This window comes from Amycolatopsis sp. N2S4-7 (assembly GCF_058119595.1).
Genome location: NZ_CP172299.1, coordinates 8,036,425 through 8,051,414, shown reverse-complemented (window position 1 = coordinate 8,051,414; position 14,990 = coordinate 8,036,425). Strand labels below are relative to the sequence as shown.

General features: G+C 72.8%; 19 protein-coding genes. 8 read left to right on the top strand and 11 right to left on the bottom strand.

Translation table 11 applies throughout. The features are described from left to right. Nucleotides 1–19: 19 nt before the first annotated feature. Genes ACH54P_RS38325 through ACH54P_RS38315 form a run of 3 tightly spaced genes read right to left on the bottom strand, consistent with a single transcriptional unit; the run spans nucleotide 20 to nucleotide 2,282 of the window. The gene (locus ACH54P_RS38325; protein ID WP_489916875.1) at nucleotides 20–787 is read right to left on the bottom strand and encodes an MBL fold metallo-hydrolase; all 768 of its coding nucleotides are present in this window, start codon (nucleotides 785–787) and stop codon (nucleotides 20–22) included. A gap of 29 nt (nucleotides 788–816) precedes the next feature. After that, nucleotides 817–1,623: a glutamate racemase gene (gene murI / locus ACH54P_RS38320; RefSeq protein ID WP_489908173.1), complete on the bottom strand. Its 807-nt coding sequence runs from the start codon at nucleotides 1,621–1,623 to the stop codon at nucleotides 817–819. Next, nucleotides 1,620–2,282 carry a rhomboid family intramembrane serine protease gene (locus tag ACH54P_RS38315; RefSeq protein WP_489908172.1) on the bottom strand — a complete coding sequence of 221 codons (663 nt, stop codon included), beginning with the start codon at nucleotides 2,280–2,282 and terminating at the stop codon, nucleotides 1,620–1,622. The genes murI and ACH54P_RS38315 overlap by 4 nt, the downstream gene beginning before the upstream one ends. A 93-nt stretch (nucleotides 2,283–2,375) precedes the next feature. Between ACH54P_RS38315 and ACH54P_RS38310 the strand changes: the two genes are divergently transcribed. Then, nucleotides 2,376–3,251, top strand: coding sequence for an arylamine N-acetyltransferase family protein (locus ACH54P_RS38310; protein WP_489908171.1), 876 nt, complete (start codon nucleotides 2,376–2,378; stop codon nucleotides 3,249–3,251). Here ACH54P_RS38310 and ACH54P_RS38305 read toward each other — a convergent pair. Next, a complete protein-coding gene (locus ACH54P_RS38305) occupies nucleotides 3,209–3,925 on the bottom strand; it encodes an aspartate/glutamate racemase family protein (protein ID WP_489908170.1) in 717 nt (238 codons plus the stop codon). The genes ACH54P_RS38310 and ACH54P_RS38305 overlap by 43 nt on opposite strands. On the opposite strand from ACH54P_RS38305, the gene ACH54P_RS38300 reads away from it, so the two are divergent. Continuing rightward, complete coding sequence (locus ACH54P_RS38300; protein ID WP_489908169.1) at nucleotides 3,915–4,763, top strand: MBL fold metallo-hydrolase; 849 nt, start codon at nucleotides 3,915–3,917, stop codon at nucleotides 4,761–4,763. The two genes, ACH54P_RS38305 and ACH54P_RS38300, sit on opposite strands and share 11 nt — an antisense overlap. 1 nt (nucleotide 4,764) lies before the next feature. Here ACH54P_RS38300 and ACH54P_RS38295 read toward each other — a convergent pair whose 3' ends face one another. The 3 genes from ACH54P_RS38295 to ACH54P_RS38285 form a co-directional block, all read right to left on the bottom strand. Then, nucleotides 4,765–5,715: a PLP-dependent cysteine synthase family protein gene (locus ACH54P_RS38295; protein WP_489908168.1), complete on the bottom strand. Its 951-nt coding sequence runs from the start codon at nucleotides 5,713–5,715 to the stop codon at nucleotides 4,765–4,767. A 3-nt stretch (nucleotides 5,716–5,718) separates the two neighbouring features. After that, the gene (locus tag ACH54P_RS38290) at nucleotides 5,719–5,991 is read right to left on the bottom strand and encodes a MoaD/ThiS family protein (RefSeq protein WP_086679767.1); all 273 of its coding nucleotides are present in this window, start codon (nucleotides 5,989–5,991) and stop codon (nucleotides 5,719–5,721) included. A gap of 67 nt (nucleotides 5,992–6,058) precedes the next feature. Continuing rightward, entirely contained in the window at nucleotides 6,059–6,466 is a 408-nt protein-coding gene (locus tag ACH54P_RS38285) for a M67 family metallopeptidase (RefSeq protein ID WP_489908167.1), read from the bottom strand. 71 nt (nucleotides 6,467–6,537) lie between these two features. On the opposite strand from ACH54P_RS38285, the gene ACH54P_RS38280 reads away from it, so the two are divergent. Beyond that, complete coding sequence (locus tag ACH54P_RS38280) at nucleotides 6,538–6,915, top strand: hypothetical protein (protein WP_489908166.1); 378 nt, start codon at nucleotides 6,538–6,540, stop codon at nucleotides 6,913–6,915. Between the two features lies 1 nt (nucleotide 6,916). Here the strand turns inward: ACH54P_RS38280 and ACH54P_RS38275 are convergent, their stop codons facing one another. From ACH54P_RS38275 to clpS, 3 genes are read right to left on the bottom strand one after another with little or no spacing between them, the layout of a single operon-like run. Further along, entirely contained in the window at nucleotides 6,917–7,900 is a 984-nt protein-coding gene (locus tag ACH54P_RS38275) for a P1 family peptidase (protein WP_489908165.1), read from the bottom strand. Beyond that, the gene (locus ACH54P_RS38270; protein WP_489908164.1) at nucleotides 7,897–8,454 is read right to left on the bottom strand and encodes a DUF2017 domain-containing protein; all 558 of its coding nucleotides are present in this window, start codon (nucleotides 8,452–8,454) and stop codon (nucleotides 7,897–7,899) included. Before ACH54P_RS38270 ends, ACH54P_RS38275 begins: the two co-directional genes overlap by 4 nt. Further along, nucleotides 8,451–8,750: an ATP-dependent Clp protease adapter ClpS gene (clpS, locus tag ACH54P_RS38265; protein ID WP_043776748.1), complete on the bottom strand. Its 300-nt coding sequence runs from the start codon at nucleotides 8,748–8,750 to the stop codon at nucleotides 8,451–8,453. Before clpS ends, ACH54P_RS38270 begins: the two co-directional genes overlap by 4 nt. Nucleotides 8,751–8,824: 74 nt before the next feature. Here clpS and ACH54P_RS38260 point away from each other — a divergent pair, with 74 nt between their 5' ends. Genes ACH54P_RS38260 through ACH54P_RS38250 form a run of 3 tightly spaced genes read left to right on the top strand, consistent with a single transcriptional unit; the run spans nucleotide 8,825 to nucleotide 11,359 of the window. Then, nucleotides 8,825–10,126, top strand: a complete 1,302-nt coding sequence (locus ACH54P_RS38260) for a nicotinate phosphoribosyltransferase (RefSeq protein WP_489908163.1) — start codon at nucleotides 8,825–8,827, stop codon at nucleotides 10,124–10,126. A 13-nt stretch (nucleotides 10,127–10,139) separates the two neighbouring features. Beyond that, nucleotides 10,140–10,718 carry an isochorismatase family protein gene (locus tag ACH54P_RS38255; RefSeq protein WP_489908162.1) on the top strand — a complete coding sequence of 193 codons (579 nt, stop codon included), beginning with the start codon at nucleotides 10,140–10,142 and terminating at the stop codon, nucleotides 10,716–10,718. After that, nucleotides 10,715–11,359, top strand: coding sequence for a bifunctional 4-hydroxy-2-oxoglutarate aldolase/2-dehydro-3-deoxy-phosphogluconate aldolase (locus ACH54P_RS38250; protein WP_489908161.1), 645 nt, complete (start codon nucleotides 10,715–10,717; stop codon nucleotides 11,357–11,359). Before ACH54P_RS38255 ends, ACH54P_RS38250 begins: the two co-directional genes overlap by 4 nt. Here ACH54P_RS38250 and ACH54P_RS38245 read toward each other — a convergent pair whose 3' ends face one another. Then, nucleotides 11,360–11,977, bottom strand: a complete 618-nt coding sequence (locus ACH54P_RS38245; protein ID WP_489916873.1) for a choice-of-anchor P family protein — start codon at nucleotides 11,975–11,977, stop codon at nucleotides 11,360–11,362. It abuts the gene before it with no gap. A gap of 212 nt (nucleotides 11,978–12,189) precedes the next feature. Between ACH54P_RS38245 and ACH54P_RS38240 the strand changes: the two genes are divergently transcribed. Next, nucleotides 12,190–12,780 (top strand): biotin transporter BioY, encoded by a 591-nt coding sequence (locus ACH54P_RS38240; RefSeq protein WP_489908160.1) that lies wholly within the window; start codon nucleotides 12,190–12,192, stop codon nucleotides 12,778–12,780. Between the two features lie 142 nt (nucleotides 12,781–12,922). Continuing rightward, nucleotides 12,923–14,974 (top strand): ATP-dependent DNA helicase, encoded by a 2,052-nt coding sequence (locus tag ACH54P_RS38235; protein ID WP_489908159.1) that lies wholly within the window; start codon nucleotides 12,923–12,925, stop codon nucleotides 14,972–14,974. Nucleotides 14,975–14,990: the final 16 nt, after the last annotated feature.

The window sequence follows — 14,990 nt, the reverse complement described above, 5'->3', positions numbered from 1 at the left end:
CTGGCTGGTGCTGCGCCGCTCAGACGTCGTAGACGGCGCCCTGCTTGACGACCTCGGCCCCGGGGAACTCGGCGGAGGCCTCGGCGAGGACGGCACCGGCGTCGGTCCACGGCGCGATGTGCGTGAGCAGCAGCCGGCCCACCCCGGCGTCGCGCGCCAGCTCACCCGCCTGCTTCCCGGACAGGTGCACGCCCGCCGGCCGCTCGGCCGAGTCCGTCCAGGACGCCTCGGCCAGCAGCAGGTCGACGCCGTCGGCGAGCTCGTTCAGCGCCGTGCACGGCCCGGTGTCCCCGGTGAACGCGAGGATCCGGCCCCCGTAGGAGATCCGCAGGCCGTACGCCGGGGTCGGGTGGTCGACCTCGACCGCGACAACCTCGAACGGCCCGATCCGGAACGGCTCGGGCCGCAGCGGGTGGAAGGCGTAGACGTCGGAGAGGTCGGTGACGGCCCGCTCGGTCTCGTTGGGCGCGTAGGCGTTGGCCAAGCGGGTCGGTGCGTCCGGCGGCGCGTACAGCGGCAGCAGGCGCGGGCGCGCCGGGTACGGCGGCGCGGGGTGGTAGCGCCGCAGGACGGTGAGTGCGCTGACGTCGGCGCAGTGGTCGGGATGGAGGTGCGTGAGCACGAGCGCGTCGAGGTCGAACGGATCGGCCACGGCCTGGAGCTGGGCCAGCGTGCCGTTGCCGAGTTCGAGACCGAGCAGGTAGCCCTCGGCCTCGACCAGGTAACCCGACGCGGCGGCGTTCGGCCCGGGGATGCTGCCGGAGCACCCGAGGATGGTCAGTCGCACGACGACACCCTAAGCGCCCGAAGCGCCGATTACGCGGTGGTGGGAGCGAGGACACCCGGGGCGAAGCCCATGAACCGCTGAGCGAGCCGGGTGAACGGCTCGGCCGAGCCGGTGGCGAGGAACTCGTGCCGCGGCGGCGTCTCCCTGGTCGTCAGCAGGTCCCGTTCGGTGAGCACGCGCACGAGGTCCTTCGCGGTCTCGTCCGCACTGCTGACCAGGGTGACCTCCTGGCCCATGACGATCTGCAGCACGCCCTGCAGCAGCGGGTAGTGCGTGCAGCCGAGCACGAGCGTGTCGACCTCGGCGTCGAGCAGCGGCTGCAGGTAGCCCTGCGCGAGCCCGAGCACCTGCCGCCCGGACGTGATGCCGCGCTCGACGAAGTCCACGAACCGCGGGCAGGCGACGCTGGTGAGGGTGATGCCGGGGGCGGCGGCGAACGCGTCGTCGTAGGCACGGGACCGCACGGTGCCCTCGGTGCCGATCACCCCGACCCGGCCGGTGTGCGTGGCGACGACGGCGCGGCGCGCGGCGGGCAGGACGACCTCGATCACCGGCACGTCGTAGCGCTCGCGCGCGTCGCGCAGGCAGGCCGCGGACGCCGTGTTGCAGGCGATGACCAGTGCCTTCACCCCGCTCTCGACGATCTCGTCGAGCGCCGCGAGCGCGTAGCTGCGGGCGGTGGCGATCGGGAGCGGGCCGTACGGGTTGTGCGCCGTGTCGCCGACGTAGCGGAGCTGCTCGGCCGGCAGCTGCTCGAGGATCGCCCGCGCGACCGTCAGCCCGCCGACGCCGGAATCGAACACACCGATCGGGGCATCAGCGAGCGGTGGGATCACACCCCGAGGTTACCCGGGGCCGCGGGTGCGGCTTCGCGGGACTTGCCCGTGCGGCTCGTCAGCCAGGCCGCGAGGACGCCGGCCAGCGCCCCGAAGACGTGACCCTGCCAGGAGACGCCGGGGTTGCCCGGCAGCAGCCCGGCGAGCATGCCGCTCCACACGCCGAGGAGGACGACGGCGATCAGGATCTGCCCGGTCGCGCGGTTGAAGAGCCCGCGGACCAGCAGGTAGGCGAGCCAGCCGAAGGCCAGCCCGGACGCGCCGACGGTGACCGCGTCCGACGGCCCGACCAGCCACACGCCGAGGCCGGAGACCACCCAGATGATGCCCGTGACCAGCGCGAACCGGCCGATCCCCGCGGCCATCGCGAGGAAGGAGAAGACCAGCACCGGCACCGTGTTCGCGAAGAGGTGCGACCAGCCGGCGTGCAGCACCGGCGCGAACAGCACGCCGTCCAGACCGGACAGCGCCCGCGAGTGGATGCCGCCCTGGTCCAGGTCGCCGGGCAGGATCACGTCCACCAGCTCCACCAGGTACAGCAGCAGGGTGAACGACAGCGCGACGAGCGCGGCCGCCTTCGGCCTCGGCGGCAGCACGCGCTTGGCGGTGTCGGTCGCGGTGGTGGTTTCCGGGGCCGGGTTCACGGGCAGAGTGCTCACGTCTTCGAGGCTACGTCGCGCTCCGGCGGCCCCGCCTCGGGTGAAATCCCTGATCCGGGGTTTTTGTCGGTGCCCGCCGCTAGCGTTTCCGGCATGGCGAACATCGACGTCACCGGATACCTGGCGCGGCTCGGCCTCGGCGCGGAACCGCCGAGCGAAGCCGCGCTGCGGCGGCTGCACGCGGCGCAGGTCGAGCGCGTGCCATACGAGGCCTTGGAGATCCAGCTCGGGCGGCCGACCCCGCTGGAGCCGTCGGCGTCGGTGGCGCGGATCGTGCGGGGCCGCGGCGGGTACTGCTACCACCTGAACGGCGCTTTTTCGGCGTTGCTGCGCGCGCTCGGCTACCGGGTCACGCGGCACATCGGCGGGGTGCAGGGCCACGCGGGGGACGTGCCGAACCTGAGCCGGAACCACCTGGTGCTGACCGTCACCGGGCTGCCGGACGCCCCGTCGACGACGTGGCTGGTCGACGCCGGGATGGGCGACGGCCTGCACGAGCCGCTGCCCCTACGGGAAGGCACCTACGTCCAGGGCCCGCACACCTACCGGCTGCGGCCGTCGGAGGTGGCGCCGGGTGGCTGGCGGTTCGAGCACGACCCCTCGGGCAGCTTCACGGGCATGGACTTCGCGCCCGGCCCCGCGGAGATGGCCGACTTCGCGGAGAAGCACGCGGACCTGTCGACCTCGCCGGACTCCGGGTTCGTGCGGGTCTGCGTGCTCCAGCGCCGGGACGCCACCGGCGTCGACACGCTGCGGGCGCTCACCTTGAGCCGCGGCGAAGGCGAAGGCGTTGTCAAACGGCAGCTGATCGAGTCACCCGGCGACTGGTGGACGGCCGTTTCGGACGTCTTCGGCATCTCCCCGGAGCTCTTCACGGCCGAGGAGCGCGAGCGGCTGTGGCGGCAGGTCGTCGAGCAGCACGAGGCTCACGTGGGCGGCAGCGGCAGCGAGGTGGTGCCCAGCGCGTAGTCCACCGCCGCTTCGGCGTGCAGGCGGGTCGTGGGGAAGGTCGGCACCGGGGAGTCCTCCGGCCCGACCAGCAGCTCGATCTCCGTGCAGCCGTAGATGACGCCCTCGGCGCCCGCGTCGACCAGCCGCGCGATCACCCCGCGGTAGGCCTCGCGGGACGCGGGTTCGACGACGCCGAGCACCAGCTCGTCGTAGATCACCCGGTGGACGAGGTCACGGTCTTCGGCGCTCGGGACGAGCACGTCGAGACCGTGCGCGGCCAGCCGGTCGCGGTAGAACGGCTGGCCCATGGTGAACCCGGTGCCCAGCAGGCCGACCCGGCGGATCCCGGCGGCCGTGACGGCCGCGGCGGTGGCGTCGCCGAGGTGCAGCAGCGGGATGCCGAGGCCGGCTTCGAGCTGGCCGGCCACCTTGTGCATGGTGTTCGTGCAGAGCACGACGAAGTCGGCACCGGCGGCTTCGAGTGCCTTGGCGGCCCGGTTCAGCTCGGCCCCGGCGTCGTCCCAGCGGCCGTCGGCCTGCATGGCTTCGATCGCGGCGAAGTCGACCGAGTAGAGCACCGTCCGCGCGGAGTGGAACCCGCCGAGGACGGCCTTCACCCGCTCGTTCACGAGCCGGTAGTACTCCGCGGACGACTCCCAGCTCATCCCGCCGAGCAGCCCGATGACCATCATGGGAGCCATGATGCCCGAACTGCGCACGGCGTTCGCCGGGGTGTCGAACGTCCTGGTCACCGACGGGAGTTCGGCCGTCCTGGTCGACGGCTTCTTCTCCCGGCCGTCCCTGCTGAAGCTGGCGACGCGCGTGGCGCCGGACCGCCGCCGGATCGAGGACGCCCTGCACCGCCTCGGCGTCACGGAACTCGACGCCGTGCTGGTGGCGCACTCCCACGTCGACCACGCCCTCGACGCGCCGGTCGTCGCCGAGCTGACCGGCGCCACGCTGGCCGGCTCACCGTCGACCCGGAAGGTCCAGGAGGGCTACGGCCTGGCCGGCGAGCCGTTCGAAGAACTGGTGCCGGGCCGGCCCGTCGAGTTCGGCGCCTTCACCGTGACGCCGGTCGACGCCGAGCACAGCGCCGGCGACCGGGTGCCGGGCGCGATCACCGAGCCGGTCCGGTTGCCGGCCAGGGCGAAGGCCTTCAAGACCGGGCGGTGCTACTCGTTCCACATCGCGCACGCGGCGGGGAACGTGCTGGTCCACGCGTCGGCGAACTTCGTGCCCGGCGCGCTGGCCGGCTACGGCGCGGACGTCGTCTACCTCGGCGTCGGAGCAGCGGGAAAGCAGACCGAGCGGTGGCGGGAGCAGTACTGGCGGGAGACCGTCGGCGCGCTCACCGCGCGCGTCGTCCGCCCGATCCACTGGGACGCCTTCTGGCGCCCGCTGTCCAAGCCGCTCAAGCTGCTGCCGAAGCCGTTCGACGACCTGGGGACGACCATGGCCACCTTCGAGCGGCTGGCGCGGGCCGACGGCGTCGACCTCGCCTTGCCCGAACTCTGGAAGGCCGAGTGACTCAGGCCCAGAGCTGCCCGTCGAGCCGCTCGGCGGCCTCGTCCAGCGACCCCGCGTAGGCCCCGGTGGAGAGGTACTTCCACCCGGCGTCCGCGACGACGAAGGCGACGTCGGCCGGCTCGCCCCGAGCCGCGGCCTTCTCGGCCACCGCCAACGCGGCGTGCAGCACCGCGCCCGTCGAGATGCCCGCGAAGATGCCTTCGTGCTCCAGCAGCTCGCGCGTCCGGCGGAGCGCGTCATACGCCCCGACGGAGAACCGGCCGTTGAGCACGCTGGGGTCGTACAGCTCCGGCACGAACCCCTCGTCGAGGTTGCGCAGGCCGTACACCAGCTCGCCGTAGCGCGGCTCGGCCGCGATGATCTGGACTTCCGGCTTCGCCTCGTGCAGGTACCGCCCGACGCCGACGAGCGTGCCGGTCGTGCCGAGGCCGCCGACGAAGTGCGTCAGCGTCGGCAGGTCCTTGAGCAGCTCCGGCCCGGTGCCGCGGTAGTGCGCTTCGGCGTTGGCCGGGTTGCCGTACTGGTAGAGCATCACCCAGTCCGGGTTCGCCTCGGCCAGCTCCTTCGCCCGCCGGACGGCCTCGTTCGAGCCGCCCGCGGCCAGCGAGAACACGATCCGCGCGCCGTAGGCCTGCAGCAGTTGCTTGCGCTCGGTCGAGGTGTTCTCCGGCATGACGCAGACCAGCCCGTAGCCCTTGAGCTTGGCGGCCATGGCCAGCGAGATGCCGGTGTTGCCCGACGTCGGCTCCAGGATCGTGGAGCCGCGCCGCAGCTTGCCCTCACGCTCGGCGGCTTCGATCATGGCCAGCGCGGGGCGGTCCTTGATCGAGCCGGTCGGGTTGCGGTCCTCCAGCTTCGCCCACAGGCGCACGTCGTGCGTCGGCGAAAGCCGGGGCAGCCCGACCAGCGGGGTGCCGCCGAGCGCGTCGAGCAGGGACTCGAAGCGAGCCATCGATCAGCCACCGGCCACGGCGGGGAGGATGGTCAGGGTGTCGCCGTCCTTGACCTCGGCCTCGAGCCCGCCGGCGAAGCGCACGTCCTCGTCGTTGACGTAGACGTTGATGAAGCGGTGCAGCTTCTCCTCCTTCACCAGGCGGCCCTTGATGCCGGCGTGGCGGGACTCGACGTCGTCGATGACCTCGAGGACGGTCGCGCCCTTCGCCTCGACGGACTTCTCGCCGCCGGTGTGGGTGCGCAGGATCGTCGGGATGGAGACGGTCACGGCCATGGGTTCTTACCTCCGGTGGGTTCTTACACGCAGACGCCGGTGGCGCGGCGGTTTATTCCGAGCGGGCTCAGCCGATGACCTCGACCGGCTCCTCGGTGATCTCGGCGTCCACGATCCGGTACGACCGGAACTCGTGCACTTCGGGGTCGCGGGTGGAGACGAGCACGTAGTGCGCGTCCGGCTCGGCCGCGATGTTCGCGTCGGTCCGCGACGGGTACGCCTCGGTGGCGGTGTGCGAGTGGTAGATGACCACCGGCACCTCGTCGTTCGCGGCCATCTCGCGGTAGAGCTTCAGCAGGTCGCCGGAGTCGAACTCGTAGAACGTCGGCGACCGGGCCGCGTTCAGCATGGGGATGAACCGTTCGGGGGTGTCCGAGCCTTCCGGCCCGGCGATCACCCCACAGGCCTCGTCGGGGTGGTCACGACGGGCATGGGCGACGATCTCGTCGACGAGTTCACGGCGGATCCGGAGCACATGGACATCTTAGGTGGTGGACAAAGCGCGTCCAGATGATGAGATATTGCGCTCACCAGGACAATCGGCTCATGCCTGTACCCGCGATCGCCCGCGAACGCTGCCGGAAGTTCCTCGAGGACGGCGAGCAGATCCAGTACCTGATCCCCGGCATCTCGCTGTACGTCGCCGGCATCCGCACCCGGGCGGCGTTCTTCGTCGTGGTCACCGACCGCGGCATCACGCTGCTCTACGGCGGCCGCTTCCGCCGGTACTCGCCGAAGGCGGTCTACGACCGGCTGCCCCGGCGCACCGAAATCGGCCCGCTCGAGGTCCAGCCGTCCCTCGGGCCGGTCCTCACGGTCGCCGGGCTGCACCTCGAGATCGACGAGGAGTACGTGAGCGCCGTCCGCGCGGCGAACCTCGAAGGGGCCCGCGACCTGCCGCCGGACCCGCTGCCGGACCTCTGACTCAGCCGAACGCCTCCGGCCAGACATCCCGGTACGCCGGCACCCCACCGGCCGCGGTCGCCGCCAGCAGACCCCGCACCATCGCCCGCGCGAAAACCCGCGCCGCCGCCGAGCACAACGCGTCCAGGGCCGCCGGGCGCGCCGCCGGGCCGAACGGGCCGCTCGCGTCCGGCAGCTCGTGGGCGCCCGTGGCCAGCGCGAACACCGTGTCGCCGTCGAACATCGTGTGCGCCGGGCGGACCGCCCGCGCCAGCCCGTCCTGGGCCGCGACCGCGATCCGCCGCGCCTCGGCCTTCGACAGCGCCGCGTCGACCGCGACGACCCCGATGGTCGTGTTGAGGTCGGTCCGGCGAGACGGCAGGTCGGCGGGCCGCGAAGGCCACGTCACGCCGAAGTCGCCGTGGTCGGCCGCGTACGCGCGGCCGGTCGAGAGGTCCACGGCCTCACCCGCGGCGTTCACCGCCGCCAGCGCACCGACCGTGAACTCGCCGACGATCTCGCTCGCCGAGCCGATCCCGCCCTTCAGCGACCCCACGGCCGCCCCCGCGCCCGCGCCGACCGTTCCCTGCGCCACCGGACCGGCAGAAGCCGCTTCGCAGGCTGCGTAGCCGAAGGACGCGTCGGGCCGGTTGCCCCACTCACTGCGCGGCAGGTCGAACAGCACGGCCGAGGGCACGATCGGCACGACCTCGTGCGGCCGCGTCCCCACCGGGAAACCCAGGTTCCGCTCCGCCAGCCACCGCATCACGCCGTCGGCCGCGGCCAGTCCGTAGGCCGACCCGCCCGAGAGGCAGACGGCGTTGACCCGCTGGACCAGGTTCTCCGGCTCGAGGAGGTTCGTCTCGCGCGTGCCGGGCGCGCCGCCGCGCTGGTCGACGGCACCGACCGCGCCGTCCGGGACCAGCACCACCGTCGTCCCGGTGGCCCAGCCGTCCCCCACCCGCTCGTGGTGCCCGACCAGGACACCCGCGACGTCGGTGATCATCCCGTCAGCGCCTGGATCAGCGTCTCCTGCACCCAGGTCAGCCAGTGGTAGACGCCCAGGTGCGGCGCCCGCGGATCGTCTTCGGGCAGCTCGTCCGGCATGTCCTCGGTGACGTCGAGCGCGGTCCCCAGCGCCAGCCGGACGTCGTTGAGCGCGCCCAGCCAGGCGTCCGCCTGCTCCTCGGTCAGCCGGACGTGGCCGCCGTCGCGGGGCAGCGTGTCCAGCACGATCTTGGCCACGCCGACCTTGATGTCCAGCAGCTCCGGCTCGTGCAGCGAGCGCATCGCCGAGGCGGAGTCGAGGTCCTCGCGGGTCGGGTTGTCCGGGTCGAGCCGGTGGAAGTCCGGGAGCAGCCGCGACAGCACCGGGTCGTCCGGGGACTCGGTGGGCCCGGTCCGGATGCCCGTCAGCTCGGCGAGCTCGTCCTGCGGCGCTTCCTCGGCACGCGCGGTGAGCATGTCCTCGAGCTGGCTGACCAGGCCCCGCAGCACGGCCGCTTCCTGCTGCTCGAACCCGGCGTGGATCACCGCGCCCTTGCGCCGCCAGCCGTTCACGAGGGCTGCTCCATGGTGGCCCAGAGGCCCGCCGCGTGGAGTTTCGCCACGTCCGTCTCCACCTTTTCCTTGCTGCCGGACGACACGATCGCCTTGCCCTTGTGGTGCACGTCCAGCATCAGCTTGGTGGCGTGGTCACGGCTGTAGCCGAACAGCTTCTGGAAGACGTACGTCACGTACGACATGAGGTTGACCGGGTCGTTCCACACCACGGTCCGCCACGGTGTGTCCGACTCGGCGACTTCGGCACCGACCGGTTCGACCTGCGTCTGTTCGGATGCGACAGGCGTGGACATGCACCCCATGGTGTCACGGGGGTCACCGGGTACGCCGCGCCAGGTCCGGCCATGTGGGTGAATAGGCTTACCCCATGGGTTCACCGGAGCCGGTCACGGCCAGCACTGCGCTGCTCACCGACCACTACGAGCTGACCATGCTGGGCAGCGCGCTCGCCGACGGGACGGCGGAGCGGCCCTGCGTCTTCGAGGTCTTCGCCCGGCGACTGCCGGACGGGCGGCGCTACGGCGTCGTCGCGGGCACCGCCCGCGTGCTCGACGCGATCGCGGACTTCCGCTTCACCGACGCCGAACTGGCGCAGCTGGAAGCGACCGCGGTCGTCGACGACGCGACGCTGGCCTGGCTCGCGGACTACGAGTTCTCGGGTGACGTCGACGGCTACCCCGAGGGCGAGCTGTACTTCCCCGGCTCGCCGATCCTCACCGTCACCGGCTCGTTCGGCGAGTGCGTGCTGCTGGAGACGCTGGTCCTGTCGATCCTGAACCACGACAGCGCCATCGCCTCGGCGGCGGCCCGGATGTCCGGCGCCGCGCACGGCCGCCCGATCATCGAGATGGGCGGGCGCCGCACGCACGAGTACGCCGCGGTCGCCGCGGCGCGGGCCGCCTACCTGGCCGGCTTCGCGACGACGTCCAACCTCGAAGCCGGCCGCCGCTACGGCATCCCGACCCGCGGCACCGTCGCGCACGCCTTCATGCTGCTGCACGACAGCGAGGAGGCGGCCTTCCGCGCCCAGGTCGAGAAGATGGGCGCGGACACGACGCTGCTGGTCGACACCTACGACATCACCGCGGGCATCGAGACCGCCGTCCGCGTCGCGGGGCCGGAGCTCGGCGCGATCCGGATCGACTCCGGCGACGTCGGCCCGCTCGCCCGCCGCGCCCGCGAGCAGCTGGACTCCCTCGGTGCGAAGGACACCCGGATCGTGGTCTCCGGCGACCTCGACGAACACGCCATCGCGGCGCTGCGCGCGGAGCCGGTGGACGCGTACGGCGTCGGGACGTCGGTGGTCACCGGGTCCGGCGCGCCGACCGCCGGGATGGTCTACAAGCTGGTCGAAGTGGACGGCAAGCCGGTCGCCAAGCGCAGCGCGCACAAGGAGTCCCGCGGCGGGCGGAAGTCCGCGCTGCGGCGTCACCGCGGCACCGGCACGGCGGTCGAAGAGGTCGTCTGGACGACCGCGAACGCCGCGCCCGAGCCGGAGGCGAACGACCGGCCGCTGCAGATCCCGCTGATCCGCGCTGGCCGCGCGGAGCCGGACCTGCCTACGCTCGACGACGCGAGGCAGCGGCTGCGCCGCGGCCTGGTCAGCCTGCCGTGGGAGGGCCTCAAGCTCTCGCACGGCGAGCCCGCTATCCCGACGCTGTTCCTCTGAGAGGAGTTCGACCATGGGAACCGCGCTGATCGTGGTGGACGTACAGAACGACTTCTGCGAAGGGGGTTCGCTCGGCCTGCCGGGCGGGGCCGCCGCGGCCGCCGCCATCTCCAAGCAGGCCGTCGAAGGCGGGTACAGCCACGTCGTGGCCACCCGGGACAACCACATCGACCCCGGCGCCCACTTCAGCGAGACGCCCGACTTCAAGGACAGCTGGCCGGTGCACTGCGTCGCCGGCACGCCGGGCGCGTCGTTCCACCCCGCGCTCGACGTCGTCCCGATCGGCGAGGTGTTCTCCAAGGGCGAATACAGCGCCGCGTACTCGGGCTTCGAAGGCGCGGCCCGCGACGGCAAGTCCCTCGAAGCCTGGCTGCGCGAACACGACGTCACCGACGTCGACGTCGTCGGCATCGCGACGGACTTCTGCGTCCGCGCGACGGCCCTCGACGCCGCGAAGGCCGGCTTCGGCGTGCGGGTGCTGCTGGACCTGACCGTCGGCGGCTCGCAGCCGACCGTGGACGCGACGGTGAAGGACTTCGACGAGGCGGGTGTCGCCCACACCGGCACCGCGTTCGTCGGGACGCCCGGGTGAAGGACCTGCGGGCCGCGCTGGCGGAACACCGGCTGGTCGCGATCCTGCGCGCGGCCGACGCGGCGCGCTTCGCCGACGCGGCGATGGTGCTGCACGCGGCGGGCGTCCGCCTGCTCGAAGCGACGCTGACGACCCCGGGCGCGCCCGCGGCGATCACCGCGCTGCGCCTGGCCCTCGGCGAGGACGCGCTGGTCGGGGCGGGCAGCGTCCGCGAACCGTCCGATGTGGACATCGCGGTCGACGCGGGCGCCGCCTACCTGATCACGCCGACGGTGAACCCGGCGGTCCTCGAACGTGCCGCCGAGCTGGACACGCCGGTCGTCTGCGGCGCGCTGACGCCGACGGAGATCGACCAGGCCTGGCGGCTCGGCGCGGCCGCGGTCAAGGTGTTCCCGGTCGCGGCCGTGGGCGGGATCGCCTACCTGCGCGCGGTGCGGGCGCCGCTGCCGGACGTCCCGCTGGTCCCGACCGGCGGCGTCCACCTGGCCGACGTCGAGGGCTACCTGCGGTCGGGCGCGATCGCGGTCGCGGCGGCGACCCCGCTGCTGGGCGACGCGCTGTCGGCCGGCGGCAGCCTGCCGGACCTCGCCACCCGGGCGGGCGAGTTCGTCGCGGCGGCGAGCCGCTTCACGACGGTCTGATCACTCCTTGCCGAAGGGGTCGCAGGCGGCCGTGCCCAGGTAGATGTCCCCGCTCGCCGGGCCGCCCTGCGGGAACAGCTTGATGTGCAGCGCGTGCGTCACCAGGCTGCCGTCCGGCGGCTGCGGCGTCACGGTCTCGTTGAGGATCACGGTCGCCAGCGCCGTGCCCGCGGGGCCGCCGGGGATGACGATCCGGTGGTTCGGCGGGATCTGCGCGGGCACGGCGACGCCGTCGACCTCGCCGATCGACACCTCGCCGAGGCTGCCGGTCGCGGTCGTCGCGCACTTCGCGGCGTACGTGCGCACAGTGAGCACCGGGCCGCCGTAGCGCCGGAGCACGGTGGCTTGGAACCGGTGCCCGGCCGCCTGCGCGACCGACACCTCGCCCGAGCGCCCGCAGCCGGTGTCGCCGGTGCCGAACACGGCGACGTCGCCGGTCGCGCCGCCCGCCGTCCGGCCGGTGTAGGGGCCGTCGACGGTGCATTTCGCCAGCTCACCGGTGACGACGTGCTCGTTGTCGACGGTCACGTCCACCGAGCCGGAAGACGCCCATCCGGTGGACGTCACGGGCGCCGCGGCGGCCAGGAGCGGCACGGCCAGCGTGGTCACGGCCAGCAACCGGGATGTCCTCTTCCTGGCGTTTCGCATGTACCGGCCTCCTCGGTTTCGTGACAGTTCGTAGTTACCCACTTCGTCATCGGCAGGTCCGGCGCCTTCCCTGATCGGGTCCACCCGGACGAGTGGCCGGTGAGGAAGGCAACTCGGCGGGTCCGCGGGACGGTAACGAGCGTTAACCTCGATCGTCGCTCGTCTCCACCCTGGGAGGTTTCGTGTCTTCGCTGTCCTTCGCCGGCAAGCGGCCCGTGCTGGCCGATCTCGTGCCCGGCTCGCTCGTCCGGGACATCGCGCTGGTCGCCGGCGGTGCCGTGCTCACCGGCGCCGCCGCGCAGCTGACGATCCCGGTGCCGGGCAGCCCGGTGCCGATGACCGGACAGACGTTCGCCGCGCTGCTCGTCGGCGCGTCGCTCGGCATGTCGCGCGGTGCCGCGTCGATGCTGGTGTACCTGCTGGTCGGCGCCGTGGGTGTGCCGTGGTTCCAGCACGGCACCGCGGGCCTGTCCGGCGCGAGCGCCGGCTACATCGTCGGGTTCGTCTTCGCCGGTGCCCTGGTCGGCGCGCTCGCCGGCCGCGGCGGCGACCGGACGCCGGTGCGCACCGCGGGCACCATGGTGCTCGGCAACCTCGTGATCTACGCGTTCGGCGTGCCGTGGCTGATGGCGTCGACCGGGTTCGACCTGTCCACCGCGTTCGCCAAGGGCGTCACGCCGTTCCTGACCGGGGACGCGATCAAGATCGTTGTCGCCGCCGGGTTGCTCCCGCTGACCTGGAAGCTGGTCTCGGGCCGCCGTTCCGAGGACTGACGCGGGCCGAAGGGGACTTTCCTTGCGTGCGAGGCGAGGACGGTCCCCTTCTCCGCGTCTGGGCCGCCTTCGGCACACGGCGCGAGTGGGCCGTTCGCGCCGGATCACGGATCCTGTCGGCGGTGGCGGCTAATGTGTCGCTGTGCCCGCCCGAACTGATTTCCCCGGCGTCCTCGAGCTCCTCACCCACGCGGTGGAGTCCGTCGGGGGTGCCGAGCGCCCAGGGCAGGTCGAGATGGCCGACGCCGTCGGCCGCGCCATCCGCACCGGTGAGCACCTGGCCGTCCAGGCCGGCACCGGCACCGGCAAGTCACTGGCCTACCTCGTGCCCGCGATCCGCCACGCCGTCCAGAAGGAGGCCACGGTCGTGGTCTCCACGGCGACGATCGCGCTGCAGCGCCAGCTCGTCGACCGCGACCTCCCCCGGCTCGCGAAGGCGTTGAAGAAGCCGCTCGGCCGCGAACCGACCTTCGCGATCCTCAAGGGCCGCCGCAACTACATGTGCCTGCACCGGCTGGATTCCGGCGCGCCGGACGAGCCGGAGGACGCCCAGCTCTTCGACCCCTTCGCCGTGTCGCGGCTGGGCAAGGAGGTCACGCGGCTGCGGGAATGGGCGTCGGACACCGAAACCGGTGACCGCGACGAGCTCGTCCCCGGCGTCACCGACCAGGCGTGGCGCCAGGTTTCGGTGACGGCGAAGGAATGTCTCGGCGCTTCGCGCTGCCCGATCGGCACGGACTGCTTCGCCGAGCGCGCCCGCGCCGAGGCCGGCCGCGCCGACGTCATCGTGACCAACCACGCGCTGCTGGCCATCGACGCGTTGCAGGGCTACCAGGTGCTGCCGGACCACGACGTGGTGATCATCGACGAGGCCCACGACCTCGTCGACCGGGTCACCTCGGTCGCCACGGGTGAGCTGACCAGCGCGATGTGCGCGGCGGCCGCGCGCCGCTGCGGCAAGCTCATCGACGCCGACGTGGCGGACGGCCTGCTGGAGGCCGGTGACGGCCTGGCGCTGATCGTCGACGACCTGCCCGCCGGCCGGATGGACGCGCTGCCGCAGCCGCTGAAGGGCGCCATCCCGGCGATCCGCGACGCCGCGCACCGGTGCATCACGGCGCTGGGTTCGGACCGCAAGGAGGACGTCGAGGGAGCCACCGCCCGCAAACTGGCGCGGTCCCTGCTCGACGAGGTGCACGACACCGCGGTCCGGCTGCTGGAGGCGTTCGAAGAGGACCAGGCGCACCAGCGCGACGTCGTCTGGCTCTCCGGCGACAAGTACGCGTCGAACCCGCGGCCGCCGGCGCTGAAGGTGGCTCCGCTCGGCGTCGCCGGGCTGCTGCGCGAGCGCGTGTTCAACCAGCACACGACGATCCTGACGTCGGCGACCCTGACCCTGGGCGGCACGTTCGACACGATGGCGCGCCAGTGGGGCCTCCCGCCGTCCCCTCTGAAGGTGGAAAAGGCGCCCGGCGCGGCGACGGACAAGGAGGCGCCGTCCGACGCCGAAACCGGCCCGAAGTGGACCGGGCTGGACGTCGGCTCGCCGTTCGACCACCGGCGCAACGGCATCCTGTACCTGGCCAAGCACCTGCCGCCACCGGGCCGTGACGGCCTTGTTCCGTCCACAATGGACGAGCTGGCCGAGCTGATCGAGGCCGCGGGCGGTCGCACGCTGGGGCTGTTCTCCTCGATGCGGGCGGCCAAGCAGGCCGCCGAGGAGATGCGCGAACGGCTCGACTTCCCGATCCTCTGCCAGGGCGAGGACGCGACGTCGCTGCTGGTCCAGAAGTTCGCCGAAGACGTGCGCACGTGCCTGTTCGGCACGCTCAGCCTGTGGCAGGGCGTGGACGTCCCCGGCCCGTCGCTGCAGCTGGTGGTCGTCGACCGGATCCCGTTCCCGCGCCCGGACGACCCGGTGTCCTCGGCGCGGCAGCGCGCGGTGGAAGCCCGCGGCGGCAACGGGTTCCTCACCGTGGCGGCCACGCACGCGGCGCTGCTGCTGGCGCAGGGCACCGGGCGGCTGCACCGCGCGGTCACCGACCGCGGGGTGGTGGCCGTGCTGGACTCCCGGCTGGCGAACGCCCGCTACGGCGGCTTCCTGCGTGCGTCGCTGCCGCCGTTCTGGCCGACGATGGACCCGAAGGTGGTGCGGGACGCCCTGCGCCGGCTGGACGCAGCCGCGCCCGCGTGACGCGGTCCACAGCCTC